The sequence below is a fragment of the Metapseudomonas cellulosilytica genome (assembly GCF_049334135.1).
Classification (GTDB): Bacteria; Pseudomonadota; Gammaproteobacteria; order Pseudomonadales; family Pseudomonadaceae; genus Metapseudomonas.
In genome coordinates, this window is sequence record NZ_JBHZGN010000006.1 from 1 (window position 1) to 13,462 (window position 13,462).

General features: G+C 64.8%; 15 protein-coding genes. 7 read left to right on the forward strand and 8 right to left on the reverse strand.

All coding sequences use genetic code 11. The features are described 5' to 3' along the window. The 4 genes from ACFW0H_RS09145 to ACFW0H_RS09160 all read left to right on the forward strand — a co-directional run. On the forward strand, positions 1-380 hold a 380-nt coding region (locus ACFW0H_RS09145), incomplete at its 5' end, for a M10 family metallopeptidase C-terminal domain-containing protein (protein ID WP_422913584.1). 177 nt (positions 381-557) lie between these two features. Then, positions 558-1,901 carry a glutamine synthetase family protein gene (locus ACFW0H_RS09150; RefSeq protein WP_459077293.1) on the forward strand — a complete coding sequence of 448 codons (1,344 nt, stop codon included), beginning with the start codon at positions 558-560 and terminating at the stop codon, positions 1,899-1,901. 60 nt (positions 1,902-1,961) lie between these two features. Beyond that, positions 1,962-3,290, forward strand: coding sequence for an MFS transporter (locus ACFW0H_RS09155; protein ID WP_422913585.1), 1,329 nt, complete (start codon positions 1,962-1,964; stop codon positions 3,288-3,290). A 99-nt stretch (positions 3,291-3,389) separates the two neighbouring features. Then, positions 3,390-4,010 carry a TIGR04282 family arsenosugar biosynthesis glycosyltransferase gene (locus ACFW0H_RS09160; protein WP_422913586.1) on the forward strand — a complete coding sequence of 207 codons (621 nt, stop codon included), beginning with the start codon at positions 3,390-3,392 and terminating at the stop codon, positions 4,008-4,010. A gap of 3 nt (positions 4,011-4,013) precedes the next feature. Here the strand turns inward: ACFW0H_RS09160 and ACFW0H_RS09165 are convergent, their stop codons facing one another. The 4 genes from ACFW0H_RS09165 to flgA form a co-directional block, all read right to left on the reverse strand. After that, positions 4,014-4,763, reverse strand: a complete 750-nt coding sequence (locus tag ACFW0H_RS09165) for a flagellar brake protein (protein WP_422913587.1) — start codon at positions 4,761-4,763, stop codon at positions 4,014-4,016. An 89-nt stretch (positions 4,764-4,852) separates the two neighbouring features. Further along, positions 4,853-5,320, reverse strand: a complete 468-nt coding sequence (locus tag ACFW0H_RS09170; RefSeq protein ID WP_422913588.1) for a flagella synthesis protein FlgN — start codon at positions 5,318-5,320, stop codon at positions 4,853-4,855. A gap of 48 nt (positions 5,321-5,368) precedes the next feature. Further along, positions 5,369-5,707, reverse strand: coding sequence for a flagellar biosynthesis anti-sigma factor FlgM (gene flgM, locus ACFW0H_RS09175; RefSeq protein ID WP_422913589.1), 339 nt, complete (start codon positions 5,705-5,707; stop codon positions 5,369-5,371). A 129-nt stretch (positions 5,708-5,836) separates the two neighbouring features. Further along, positions 5,837-6,565, reverse strand: coding sequence for a flagellar basal body P-ring formation chaperone FlgA (flgA, locus tag ACFW0H_RS09180; protein ID WP_422913590.1), 729 nt, complete (start codon positions 6,563-6,565; stop codon positions 5,837-5,839). Positions 6,566-6,660: 95 nt separating this feature from the next. Between flgA and ACFW0H_RS09185 the strand changes: the two genes are divergently transcribed. Beyond that, a complete protein-coding gene (locus ACFW0H_RS09185) occupies positions 6,661-7,593 on the forward strand; it encodes a chemotaxis protein CheV (protein WP_422913591.1) in 933 nt (310 codons plus the stop codon). A 45-nt stretch (positions 7,594-7,638) separates the two neighbouring features. Then, on the forward strand, positions 7,639-8,466 hold the full coding sequence (gene cheR, locus ACFW0H_RS09190) for a protein-glutamate O-methyltransferase CheR (protein WP_422913592.1): 828 nt from the start codon (positions 7,639-7,641) through the stop codon (positions 8,464-8,466). A 182-nt stretch (positions 8,467-8,648) separates the two neighbouring features. Here the strand turns inward: cheR and ACFW0H_RS09195 are convergent, their stop codons facing one another. The 4 genes from ACFW0H_RS09195 to ACFW0H_RS09210 all read right to left on the reverse strand — a co-directional run bounded on the left by ACFW0H_RS09195 (position 8,649) and on the right by ACFW0H_RS09210 (position 12,593). After that, positions 8,649-9,074 (reverse strand): organic hydroperoxide resistance protein, encoded by a 426-nt coding sequence (locus ACFW0H_RS09195; RefSeq protein ID WP_422913593.1) that lies wholly within the window; start codon positions 9,072-9,074, stop codon positions 8,649-8,651. Between the two features lie 80 nt (positions 9,075-9,154). Further along, on the reverse strand, positions 9,155-10,006 hold the full coding sequence (locus tag ACFW0H_RS09200) for a LuxR C-terminal-related transcriptional regulator (RefSeq protein WP_422913594.1): 852 nt from the start codon (positions 10,004-10,006) through the stop codon (positions 9,155-9,157). A 43-nt stretch (positions 10,007-10,049) separates the two neighbouring features. Beyond that, positions 10,050-11,468, reverse strand: a complete 1,419-nt coding sequence (locus ACFW0H_RS09205) for an aminotransferase (RefSeq protein ID WP_422913595.1) — start codon at positions 11,466-11,468, stop codon at positions 10,050-10,052. Between the two features lie 30 nt (positions 11,469-11,498). Next, a complete protein-coding gene (locus ACFW0H_RS09210) occupies positions 11,499-12,593 on the reverse strand; it encodes a polyamine ABC transporter substrate-binding protein (RefSeq protein WP_422913596.1) in 1,095 nt (364 codons plus the stop codon). 151 nt (positions 12,594-12,744) lie between these two features. Here ACFW0H_RS09210 and ACFW0H_RS09215 point away from each other — a divergent pair, with 151 nt between their 5' ends. Then, positions 12,745-13,395, forward strand: coding sequence for a TetR family transcriptional regulator C-terminal domain-containing protein (locus tag ACFW0H_RS09215; protein WP_422913597.1), 651 nt, complete (start codon positions 12,745-12,747; stop codon positions 13,393-13,395). Positions 13,396-13,462: the final 67 nt, after the last annotated feature.

Sequence of the window (13,462 nt, forward strand, 5' to 3'; positions counted from 1 at the left end):
AAGGGCTGTTCTTCGGCGGTGCCGGCAACTTCGACGTGGGCATGGGCAACGCCCTGGACAACACCATCGCCGGTGGTGCGGGCAGTGATGCGTTGTTCGGCATGGGCGGCAATGACTTGCTGATCGGCGGCGGCGGCAACGACATCTTCGTGTTCGGTGCGGGCTTCGGTCACGACACCATCGCCGACTTCACCGTCGGCCAGGACCGGCTGAACATCGAGAACCTGGGCATCACCGCGGCCAACTTCGCGGCCAACGCGAGCATCGTCGCCGTGGTGGGCGGTACCCAGGTCAACTTCGCCGGCGCCGACAGCATCACCCTGATAGGGGTGGCCGATCCCAACAGCGTGAACCTGGTGGATTTCGTCCTGGCAGGTTGAGGAGGTTGCCGTAACGCAGGTCGTGGTACTGGAAAGGGGACGGGGCGCATGGCGCCCCGTCCCCTTTTTCCTGCCTGAAGAAAACCTGCTGGGCCCTGCTTGATATTTCGAACGGCCGGTGCGTATTTTTGTACAGGCCGCACCATGGAGCGGTCGTCGTGTACAAGGACAACAATCATGACTACCAAAGTCCGCAGCCCGCTCGCCGAGCGCCTGGCTGGCGTTGATGAGATCGAGTGCGTTACCCCTGACCTGAACGGCGTGATGCGGGGCAAGGTGATGACGGCGGAGGGCTTCCTCTCCGGGCGTCGCCTGCAGATGGCGCGTGGTGTGCTGCTGCAGTGCATCATGGGCGGCTATCCGCCGGCGCGTTTCTATGGCAGTGACGACGGTGACCTGGCCCTGGTCGCCGAGCCGAGCCAGATCCACCGCCTGCCGTGGAGCGAGCGGCCACGCGCCCTGGCGATCTGCGATGCCCAGGAGCTGGATGGCCAGCCTTGCGGATTGTCCACCCGCGGTCTCTTGCGCAAGGTGGTGGAGCGTTATGCCGCGCATGGTTGGAAACCGGTGGTGGCTACCGAGCTGGAGTTCTTCGTTTTCGCGCCCAATCCGGACCCGCAGCAGCCCTTCGAGCCGCCGATCGGCCTCGATGGCCGGCGTGAGGCGGGCTTTTCGGCCTTCAGTGTGTCGTCCAGCAATGGCCTTCGGCCGTTCTTCGAAGAGGTCTACCGCGCCATGGAAGCCTTCGGCATGCCGCGCGACACCTTCATGCACGAGATGGGCGTCAGCCAGTTCGAGATCAATTTCCTCCATGGCGATCCGCTGCTGCTGGCGGACCAGACGTTTCTCTTCAAGCACCTGCTGAAGGAGATCGCGCTCAGGCATGGCATCCAGGTGGTGTGCATGGCCAAGCCGCTGGCGCATACGCCAGGCAGCTCGATGCACATCCACCAGAGCGTGGTCACTCAGGGCGGTGGCGAGAACATTTTCAGCGACGCCAATGGCGAGCCGACCGCGGCGTTCGCCCATTTCATTGGTGGCCAGCAGGCGGCCATGGCGGACTTCACCGCGCTCTTCGCCCCCAACGTGAACGCCTACCAGCGGCTCTGCCACCCCTATGCCTCGCCCAACAATGCCTGCTGGTCCCACGACAACCGTGCGGCGGGCCTGCGCATCCCGGCCAGTGTCCCCGCTGCCAGAAGGGTGGAGAATCGCCTGCCCGGCGCCGACGCCAATCCCTACCTCGCCATTGCCGCCAGCCTGGCCGCGGGGCTCTACGGGATGGAACAGCACTTGCAACCGAGCGCGCCCATCCAGGGTGAGTTCGAAGCGCCTGACGAACTGCTGCTGCCTTGTACCCTGCACGCCGCCATCGAACGTCTGAAACGCAGCGATCTGGCGCGTGAACTGTTCGGCAAGGAGTTCATCGAAGGCTACATTGCTACAAAGACGATGGAGCTCCGCAGCTTCTTCGATGAGATCACGCCCTGGGAACGACGGATCCTCGCCTCCCAGGTGTGATCGCCCAAGGACCGCCCGCCCGGGTGGTTCTCCCCGCACAAGGAGCCGCCTGGAGCGCCGATGCATCGAATCTGGAAGTCATTTCGCGCACTGTATTTCGCCACCCTGCTCATGTTGATCGGCTCCGGCCTGCTCAGTACCTATCTCGGCCTGCGCCTGGCCGCGGACAAGGTGGACGGGCTCTGGGTCGGCGCCCTGATGGCGGCCAACTATTTCGGCCTCATCCTCGGTGGCAAGCTCGGCCACCGGCTGATCGCGCGGGTGGGGCACATCCGCGCCTACGTGGCGTGCGCCGGGGTGGTCACCGCGGCGGTGCTGGGCCATGGGCTGATCAGTGTGCTGCCGGCCTGGCTGTTCATGCGGATGCTGGTGGGCCTGGGGATGATGTGCCAGTACATGGTCATCGAGAGCTGGCTCACCGAGCAGGCCGACGCCGGCCAGCGCGGCCAGGTGTTCGCCGGCTACATGGTGGCCTCCTACCTGGGCCTGGTGCTGGGCCAACTGGTGCTGGTGCTGCACCCGGGACTGGGGCCGGAGCTGTTGATGCTGGTGGCCATGTGCTTCGCGCTGTGCCTGGTGCCGGTGGCGTTGACCCGCAAGCTGCACCCGGCGCCCCTGCATCCGGCGCCGCTGGAACCGCGCTTCTTCATCAAGCGGGTGCCGCAGTCCATGACCACGGTGCTGGTTTCCGGACTGGTGATCGGTTCCTTCTACGGCCTGGCACCGCTCTACGCGACCGCCCAGGGCCTGCCGACGGAGCAGGTCGGCCTGTTCATGGGTAGCTGCATCCTCGCCGGCCTCCTGGTGCAGTGGCCCCTGGGCTGGCTGTCGGATCGCCATGATCGTGCCGTGCTGATCCGCAGCACCGCGGCCCTGCTGGCGCTGTGCGCACTGCCCCTGGCGATCATGCCCAACGCCCCTCTGGAGGTGCTGTTCCCGGTTGGCTTCCTGGTCTGCCTGCTGCAATTCAGCCTCTATCCATTGGCGGTCGCTTTCTCCAATGACCATATAGAGGCCGAGCGGCGGGTATCGCTCACCGCCATGTTGCTGATCACCTTCGGCGTCGGCGCCAGCATCGGTCCGCTGCTGACCGGCGCGCTGATGAAGCAGCTTGGGCCGAACATGCTCTACGCATTCGTCTGTTTCTGGGCCGCGGTGCTGGTGCTGCGGGTGCGGCCGGATGCGGTGACCGGTCTGCACCGGGTCGAAGAAGCGCCGTTGCACCACGTCCCCACGCCGGACAACATGACCAGTTCCCCCCTGGTGGCGGCCCTGGACCCGCGCGTCGACGAACGGTCGGTGCACGACCAGATGCAGAACGGCGACGCCCCACCGCCACCCACGGCGCCGGATGGAGGCATGCCGGAGCAACCACAACCGGAAAAATAGTGGCCCAACGCCACAGCGTTTTTGCCCAATTATCGACCCGTGTGACTACCCGAGCTTCATGCCCGAGATACGGCTCGGGCGTTCAAGGAGGATGTGGTCATGATGTTGAGCATTTCCCTGCATCTGTTGGCCAGCGCCCCGCAGGCCGACAATCTCCACCCCAGGCTGGTCCCGGCGCTGGGGGAGGAGGGGGTGAGCCGGTTGCATCGACAACTGGTCGCCCGTGTTCTCAAACTCCCGCCCCTTGGCTTCAGCGAACGGATCTTCTGGATCGAAGACGGTTTGGACGAGACTCTTGAAGCACTGGCCGAGGATAACGACTGGATGGTGGTCGGCCAGCCGGTTGGCGACCTGGGGGAGCGCATGCGACGCATCGCCGCCCTGGGCCTTTCCGAGAACGATGCCGTGGTGCTCATCGGCCAGCATTGTCCGATGCTGGATGCCGATTACCTGTCCGCCGCCTGTGAAGCGCTGGACCAGCACAAGGCGGTGCTGGGGCCGACCGAGGATGGGCGCTATGCATTGCTCGGCCTGCGCTGTATCGACCCGCGACTGTTCGAGGCCATGCCCTGGGACAGCAACCAGGTGCTGGCCCTGACCTGCGAACGTCTGCAGGAACTGGAGTGGCCGCACGGGTTGCTGCCTTCGCTCTGGGTGATGGACGACCCCGAGCACCTGCCGCGCCTGGCCAGGCTGGGAATCAAGCCCGACGTGGCCTGAGGGTCAGAACAGCTCGTCTTTCTCGAACCGCCGCGCTTCCCGCTGCAGTTGATAGACGAAACGCTCCACATTGCGCTGCACCAGCCCGCTCATGTTGTGGAAGCGGATGCCGGCGAAGCTCACGCCGAGATTCTCGTCGAAGCGCACATGGCGCAGTTCGACGGGGGTGGTGATGGGGCCGATGGGCATCCTGGCGGAGAAGCGTTCGTAGACCTGGCCCGGGTGCAGGCGGCCTGTCTGGTCGCCTTCGAAGCGCAGCTTGCAGCCGGTGGCGGAGATATCCAGCATGACGCCCTTGATCGGCGTCGACAGCTTGTCGCCGTCCAGTTCGACGGGCACCAGTTGGGTCTGCTTGAGCGCGGCGCGGTAGGCGTTGCGACGCTGGTGATAGATCATCTCATCGGGCAGGGCGCACCAGTAGCAGCGGTCGCCCTCGAACTCGCCGACGGTGGCCGCCTGCAGGCTTTCCCAGGCGATCCGCACGCCCTCGTGGAAACCTTCGACACGGAAGGTTTCGCCGTTCTTCAGGAAGCGTTCGCCGTCATTCGGGATCATCTCGTCCAGGGCGATCAGTCCGCGGTCGCGGTCCACTTCCACCAGGTAGCTCTGGAAGCGCTGGTTGCGGTCGTGGAAGGTGATGATCAGGGCATCGTGGTGTTGCTGCAGCAGACGAAGATTGGCCAGGATTTCGACGGGTGCCTTGAGCACCTTGGGCGGTTGCGGGCCGTTCTCTTCGTGGAATGGGTTGGACACGGTCCAGGTCTCTCCAAACGCAAGGCGGTCAGCGCAGAACACAGCGGCATCGGGCCTCCATGGCTTTGCGCACTTCTTGTAATGTCTTGTCAGGCCTGGCTGAGCGGGCGCTGCTGGCCGATTCTAGCGGTAGCCCCACGGCTGTCATAGAGGCCCGGAGTCTCGCCGCCCCGTAGGATTCCGAGCATGCTGCCCACCGAGGTGCGATTGGCGCGGATCAGGCGCCCGTTGCGTTCGTTGGCTGCTTTGCAGGCGTCCAGCAGCTGGCCGAGTTCGTCGCTGCGATCCAGCAATTGCTGGCCCAGGGGGGAGCGTTCGGCCAGTCGCTGCAGGCCGGCGCGGTCTGCGCTGAGCTGGAAGCCGGCCAGTAGCTGGCTGCGCTGGCGGCCATGCTGGTCGAGTTGGGCGAGGAGGGTCTGCTTTTCGGCCAGCAGGTTCTCGAGGCGGGCGAGGTCGCGCTCGCCGAGGATCTGGAATTCTTCGTCCATCAGCTCAAGCAGACGCTGGGCGTGGCCGATATCGTCAGTGAACAGCTGGAGCAGGTTGGTGTCTTGCATTACGCGCTCTGGGGTCGGGCGTCCAAGTTCCCCAGCGCCGCCCGTGGACTAGCGCTGGGATTCGAAGTTCAGCAGTTTGCTGGCCACGCGCTTGCTGTCGGCCTGGTAGGAGCCGTCGGCAATGGCCTGCTTGAGCTTTTCCACGCGTTCCTTGTCCACCACGGGCAGGTCGCGCAGTTTTTCGCCGGCTTGCTGCAGCGCCTGAACGTCGCTGCTCAGTTGCACGGATTCGCCGCTCTTGGCGCTGGCGGCCTGCTCGCCGGTGTCCTGGGGCGCAGCCGCCTGGCCGCTGGTGACGGTTTCGTTCCTGCCGGCCTGGGTGTTGCCGGTACGTCCCGTGCCGGTGGGCGCGGGGCCGTTATTGAGCCGGTTGAAGTCGATAACCATGGTGTTGAACCTCGGACGCAATTTGGACGCTTACCGATTTATCGGCCCTGTCCGGGATAACTTTAGAAAATTCTTTCGTACCGACCGAGTTTAGAAAACCCGCCCACCGGGGCGCCAGCGGAATCATCTCTACATCTCCACCTGGACCTGGCCCGGTCCCTTGACGCGCGCCTTCACCACGCGGCCGGAGCTCAGGTTGCGGACCCTTATCTGTTCCCCCGGCGCACCGCTGGAAAGGGCTTCTCCCTGCATGCGCACGTTGATCGCCGTACTCATGGCGCTGATCACCACCTGGTCGCCCTTGCTCACCACCTCGGCCTGTTGCAGGTGCAGCGGCGCCAGCACCTGGTCGGGAAGCAGGGCACGGGTGGTCTTCTGGCCGACTATCTGCCCGGGGTCTGTCAGGAATCCCTGGCTCAGGGAGCCGACGTCACGCTCGGCCAGCGCCACGTCCCGGGCGTCGATGGGCGCGGCGCGGCGCAGGGGGCGGACGACCACCACCACTTCACGGTAGAGCTTCACCTGGGCCGGGACGAACACCGTCCACGGCGAACTGCCGTCGCAGCGGATGCGCACGGTGACCCGTCCCAGTGGCTGGGCCGGACTTTCCAGTCTGGTCGTCAAATCCCTGTCGCACTGTGGCAGGCGCAGGCGCGGATCGAGGCGATTGACCTGGATTTCACTGCGTCCCTGGATGTTGCCGCGTTGCAGATATTCTTCGACCGCGTACTCAAGAAAGCCTTCCGCCGTGCCGATAAGGGTCTCAGGCGACGTCAGGTTGGCACTCGACGCCGGGCTGTAGCCGAGGCAGCACAAAGCAGGTAAAACAGCCGCAAACGAGTTGCGGCGTTTTGCCATCAGGCGTCGGAAAAGCGTCGTCGTAGCGTTCATAACCCATATAGAAGCAAGGCTCGTGCCGCCTGCTTGGCTGAGCTTGTCACAGGAGTCTGGTCATGGCCGGTATTTTGGATTCGGTAAACCAGCGTACCCAACTGGTCGGGCAGAACCGCCTGGAACTGCTGCTGTTCCGTCTCGACGGTGCACAGCTCTATGGGATCAACGTGTTCAAGGTGAAGGAGGTGCTGCAGTGCCCGCGTCTCACCCTGATGCCCAAGTCCAGTCCGGTGGTGCGTGGGGTCGCCAACATCCGCGGGGGCACCATTCCGATTCTCGACCTGTCCATGGCGACCGGGCGCAAGGGCCTGGATGACCTGAAGAACAGCTTCGTCATCATCACCGAGTACAACACCAAGGTGCAGGGTTTCCTGGTGCGTTCCGTGGAGCGCATCGTCAACATGAACTGGGAGGAGATCCATCCGCCACCCAAGGGCACCGGTCGCGAGCACTACCTGACGGCCGTCACCCGGGTCGATGGGCGGCTGGTGGAGATCATCGACGTCGAGAAGATCCTCGCCGAAGTGGCGCCGACCTCCGAGGTCGTGTCCGTGGGCGTGGTGGACGTCGAGACCCAGGCCAAGGCGGTCAGCAAGCGGGTGCTGATCGTCGACGACTCCTCGGTCGCGCGCAGGCAGGTGATCCGCTGCCTGGAAACCGTCGGCGTGGAAGTGAAGGCGCTCAACGACGGGCGCCAGGCATACAGCTACCTTCGCGAGATGGTGGAGGAGGGCAAGTCGCCGGAAGAGGAGCTGCTGATGATCGTCTCCGACATCGAGATGCCGGAGATGGACGGCTATACCCTGACCGCGGAAATCCGCAACGATCCGCGCATGCAGAAGCTGCATATCCTCCTGCATACTTCGCTTTCCGGCGTGTTCAACCAGGCCATGGTGAAGAAGGTGGGGGCGGACGACTTCCTCGCCAAGTTCAAGCCGGACGACCTGGCGGCACGCGTGGTGGAACGCATCAAGGTAACGGATGGGGGTTGAGGGTTCGGCCCCCTGACAAGGAAACAGATCGGTGAGGCGCCCCTAGTGTCTTCAGGCAATGTGGATTTCGAGCAGTTCCGGGTTTTCCTGGAAAAGTCCTGCGGCATCCTGCTGGGCAGCAACAAGCAGTACCTGGTTTCCAGCCGGCTGAACAAGCTGATGGAGCACAACGGCATCAAGACCCTGGGTGAGCTGACCCAGCGCATCCAGGGTTTCGCCCATGGCGGCCTGCGCGAGCAGGTGATCGACGCCATGACCACCAACGAGACCCTCTGGTTTCGTGATACCTACCCTTTCGAGGTGTTGAAGGGCCGGGTGCTGCCGGAGCTGATCAAGGCGAACCCGAACCAGCGCCTGCGCATCTGGTCGGCGGCCAGCTCTTCCGGCCAGGAACCCTTCTCCATTTCCATGGCCATCGACGAGTTCGAGCGGACCAACCTCGGCCAGCTCAGGGCCGGCGCGCAGATTGTCGCCACGGACCTGTCTCCTTCCATGCTGGCGGCCTGCCGTTCCGGCGAGTACGACAGCCTGGCCATCGGCCGCGGGCTGTCCCAGGAGCGCCTGGTCCGCTACTTCGACCAGAAGGCCCCGGGGCGCTGGGCGGTGAAGCCGGCGATTCGCAGCCGGGTGGAGTTCCGTCCGCTGAACCTGCTGGACAGCTACGCGGCGCTGGGCAAGTTCGACATCGTCTTCTGCCGGAACGTGCTGATCTACTTCTCGGCGGAGGTGAAGCGAGACATCCTCACCCGCATCCACGCCACCCTGAAACCGGGCGGCTACCTGTTCCTCGGCGCCTCCGAGGCGCTCAACGGCCTGCCGGAGCACTACCAGATGGTCCAGTGCAGTCCGGGGATCATCTACAAGGTGAAATGAAGAAGGGAGGCCGAGTGCCTCCCTTCTTGCTACCGATGGGTATCGCTTCGCTCCACCCATCCTACTGGGCTCATGTGCCCACCCGCCTTTCGGTGGACCGGTGAAGCGTGGTCCACCCTACGGGGGAGCCGTGTAGGGTGAAAATCCGCGTAGCGGATTTCCACCGGCTGATGCTCGCGGGTCTAAACCAGCGTCAGGGTCACGTTGATATTGCCGCGCGTGGCATTGGAGTAAGGGCAAACGATATGGGCCTTGTCCACCAGGGCCCTGGCCGCCTGCTTGTCCAGGCCCGGCAGGGAGATCTTCAGTTCCACCTCGATGCCGAAACCGGTCGGCAGGGTACCGATGCCGACTGCGCCTTCTATATAGGTGTCCTCGCTCAGGGTGATCTTCTCCTTGCCGGCGACGAACTTGATGGCGCCCAGGAAGCAGGCCGAATAGCCCGCGGCGAAGAGTTGCTCGGGATTGGTGCCGTCGCCGCCAGGGCCGCCGAGTTCCTTGGGCGTGGTCAGCTTCACATCCAGCACGCCGTCCGAGGACACGGCGCGGCCTTCGCGGCCGCCATAGGCTTCGGCGTGGGCGGTGTAGAGGGCTTTTTCGATGGGCATGGCGGGTCTCCGGTCTGGGGGGAAGAGACCCTCAAGCCTAGTCAATGGATCAGGCGCCATCCCGCCGGGCTGACTGAAGGTCAGGCCGTCAGCCAGTCGATGAACAATGCAAAAAGCTCTGCCTGGGAGCTGATTTCCAGCTTGGTGTAGAGGTTCTTGCGGTGCATGCGTACGGTTTCCGGGGAGATTTCCAGCACCTTGGCGCTGGACTTGACCGAGTGGCCGCGCAACAGCAGGTGGGCGATTTCCCGTTCACGCTCGGTCAGGCGGTCGCTGCCGAAGTTCATGAAGGCTTCGCGGATCTGCTGGTTGAGGCCGGCGGGAGCGCCACCGCGCAGGGATGCCGAGCCTCGGCCGTCCAGGCAGCGGACCAGGCCGCCACGCTCGTCGAACTGGCGCATCAGTTCGCGGACCAGTGGGTAGGTGGTGCGCAGCAGCGCCAGTTCGGCTTCGCTGAAGCGTGCGCCGCTGCGGCCCTGGTACACGCACAGGGAAACCTTGCGCTGGCCGCCCAGGTCGACGATGAAGTGGGCGTCTTCGACCGAGCCGCACTTGAGGTAGTTGGTCCGGTAGTACTCGCTGTTGAAGAAGTCGTCCGGGGCGATTTCCGAGAGGTGGTAGAAGCCCTCGGCCAGGCCGTTCTCCATGGCCAGGCAAAAGGGATCGAGCAGATAGCCGCGGGCGTAGTAGCGCTCGATCAACGCCTCGCGATATTCCGCCGGGATGCCGCACTGGTACAGCGGGCGCGGTGCCAGCCCCTTGCATTCGAGGCCGAGCAGCACCGACTCGATGGGGACCAGGTTTCTCAAGGCCTCGATCAGGCGCTCGCAGAACACCGGTTCGGCGACGCAGGTCATGGCCTGCGCCAGCCCTGCATGCCAGGCACGCAGGGTGGCGGGGGAGGGCGAACTGGAGGTGGCGGCGTCAGTCATGCCGGGCAGTCTAGTGGTGCCGCCCGGCCGCCGCCAGACGCCATCAGTTGCCCGCATAGTCACCACTTTGCTTGAGGGCGGCGGCGGTTTCCAGGATGGCCTCGCGCAGGGTCTCGACGATTTCGTCCACCTGGGCGCGGGTGATGGTCAAGGGTGGCGACATCACGTTCAGGTGCACGATGGGACGCACCAGCAGGCCGCGCTTCTGCGCCCGCAGGTGGATCTGCTCGCCGATGTTCAGCTCGTCGGGGAACAGCGCCTTGCTCGCCTTGTCGGCGACGAACTCGACGCAGGCCATCAGCTTCTTGCAGCGCACGCTGCCCACCAGCGGCAGGTCGGCGAGGCTTTGCAGGCGTTCTTCCAGGTAGGCCCCGACCTCATCCACATGGGCGAGGAGGTTTTCCCGCTGGAGGATCTCGATGTTCTTCAGCGCGCTGACGCAACTCACCGGGTGCCCGCTGTAGGTGAAGCCGTGGCTGAAGCAGCGGCCCTTGCCGGCTTCGCCGATCACCTGCCAGATGCGCTCGGAGAAGATGCAGGCGCCCAGTGGCAGGTAGCCCGAGGTGAGGCCCTTGGCGGTGGTGATGATGTCGGGCACCACGCCGAACACGTCTTCCGAGGCGAAGAAGGCGCCGAGGCGACCGAAGGAGGTCACCACCTCGTCCGAGACGTAGAGCACGTCGTGGCGCTGGCAGACTTCCCACATGCGCTTGTGGTAGCCGGCCGGCGGGATGATCACCCCGCCCGAACCCATGATCGGCTCGGCGAAGAAGGCCGCCACCCGGTCCGCGCCCAGGGTGAGGATCTTGTCTTCGAACTCGTTCACCAGGCATTCCAGGAACTCGGCCTCGTCCATCCCTTCCGGTGCGCGGTAGGGGTTGGGGCAGGAGATGTGGTGGATGCGGTCCTTGAGGAAGTCGAACTCCGCCGGCCGGTCCGCCGCCTTGCCGCCCAGCGACATGGTGAGGAAGGTGGAGCCGTGGTAGGCGTTGATCCGGGTGATGACGTGCTTCTTCTCGGGCTTGCCACGGCAGTTCTGGTAGTACTGCACCAGGCGGAAGGCGGTATCCACGGCCGTGGAGCCGCCGGTGGTGAGGAACACGTGGTCGAGATCGCCCGGGGCCAGCTCGGCGAGCTTTTCGCAAAGTTCGATGGCCTTGACGTTGGCCATGTCGCAGAAGGGGTTGGCGTAGGCCAGCTGGCGCACCTGCTCGGCGATGGCCTCGGCCATTTCCTCGCGGCCCAGGCCGATGTTGGTGCACCACATGCCGCCCACGGCGTCCAGGTAGCGGTTGCCGGCAGTGTCGTAGATGTAGGCGCCGTTGCCGGCAGCGATGTTCAGCGCGCCATTTTCGCGGTGGTCGTCGAAGATGTGGTAGCCGTGCATGTAATGCGCCTTGTCGGCGGCCACCAGGCGCTCGTTGTCGAACTGGGCGAAGAAGTCGGCGTTCGGGGTGTTCATGTTCATTACCTCGGGTCCATCGGGTTCACGTCATTTGCCGGTCTTGACCGCATTCCAGGTGCGGGTGATCAGGCGCATGGCCTTCTGCGGCTGGGTTTTCTGGGTGAAGAGGCGAGCGCGGGTGGCGGCGTCGGGGTAGATCGCCGGGTCGTTGCGCACCTCGGCGGCGATCAGCGGGGTGGCCGCCTGGTTGCTGTTGGCGTAGCGGATGTAGTCGGTGACCTCGGCTATCACCTTGGGCTGCAGCATGTATTCGATGAACCTGTGGGCGTTCTCCACATGGGGCGCGTCCTTGGGGATGTAGAAATCGTCGAACCAGATCAGCGAGCCTTCCTTGGGAATGAAGTAATCCAGCTTCACCTTGGCGCCGGCCTCGGTGGCGCGGGCCTGGGCGGTGGCGTAGTCGCCGGACCAGGTCATGGCGATGCACTGGTCGCCGTTGGCCAGGCCGTTGAGGTAGCTCATGGAGTCGAACTTGCGGATGTACGGGCGCACCGACAGCAGCAGCTGCTCGGCCGCCTTCAGGTCCGCAGGTTCCGCGCTGTTGGGGTCGCGGCCGAGGTAGGCCAGTGCCAGCGGCAGTACGTCGGTGGGCGAGTCGATCAGGGTCACGCCGCAGTCGGCGAAGCGCGAAACCACCTTGGGGTCGAAGATCATCGCCAGGGAGCCGATGGGCGCGTCGGGCATGCGCGCCTTGATCATCTCCACGTTGTAGGTGATGCCGTTGCTGCCCCAGGTGTAGGGGGCCGAGTAGGCCACGCCCGGGTCGTAGTGCTCGAGGCTGGCCAGCACCTGCGGGTCCAGGTTGCCCCAACTGGGCAGACGGCCCTTGTCCAGCGGCTGGAACACCCCGGCCTTGAGCAGCGGCGGCACCAGGGCGGCGTTGAGCACCACCAGGTCGTAGCCCGAGCGCCCCGGCAGCAGCTTGCCCTGGACCGTCTCGTAGGAATCGAAGGTGTCGTAGACCACCTTGATGCCGGTGGCCTTCTCGAAGTCGGCGAGGGTGCGTTCGCCGATGTAGTCCGACCAGTTGTACAGGCGCAGGGTCTTGCTGTCGTCCGCCGGGCTCAGGGCCGGCAACAGGATGAGCGTCGCGCCGAGTGCTGCAACGAGAGTCTTGCGCATGTCGGTTCCACCTCTTTTGTCGTTATCGGGTCACCTGGCGGCTACTCTGTGCTCCTTGCCGGGCAGCGGCCATAACCCGAACGGGTAGGTGATGGCCGCATCTTCCTGTACAGTCGTTCAGACTCGCCGTAACGCCACAGGAACTCTCGGCATGACAACCCAGGATGTGCGCTATTCGCGCCTTGACCCCGAACTGCGCAAGGCCCACCTGATCGAAGCGACCCTCGCCTGCCTCAAGCGCCATGGCTTCCAGGGGGCGTCGATCCGCAAGATCTGCGCCGAGGCCGGGGTTTCGGTGGGGCTGATCAACCATCACTACGCCGGCAAGGACGAACTGGTGGCCGAGGCGTACCTGGCCGTCACCGGGCGGGTGATGGGGCTACTGCGCGAGGCCATCGACGCCGCTCCGCCCCAACCCCGGGCCAGGCTGTCGGCGTTCTTCCAGGCCTCCTTCTGCGCCGAACTGCTGGACCCGCAATTGCTGGAAGCCTGGCTGGCCTTCTGGGGCGCGGTGAAGACTGCCCAGGCCATCAATGCGGCCCACGATCATTCCTATGGCGAGTACCGCGCCATCCTCGCCAAGGTACTCGACGAACTGGCGGTGGAGCAGGGCTGGCCGGGCTTCGATGCGGAACTCGCGGCCATCAGCCTCAGCGCATTGCTGGACGGGCTCTGGCTGGAGTCCGGGCTGAATCCGCAGACTTTCACCCCGGCGCAGGGCGTGCAGATCTGCGAGGCCTGGGTGGATGGTCTGCAGGCCGGCGGCGTACAGCGATTCCTGCGCCCCGTCGGAGGCCGTTGATCGGTCGTTCAGCTGACGATAACCTCCTGCCACTTCGAACAATAAGAACGCCCCGCCGACGCGCGGA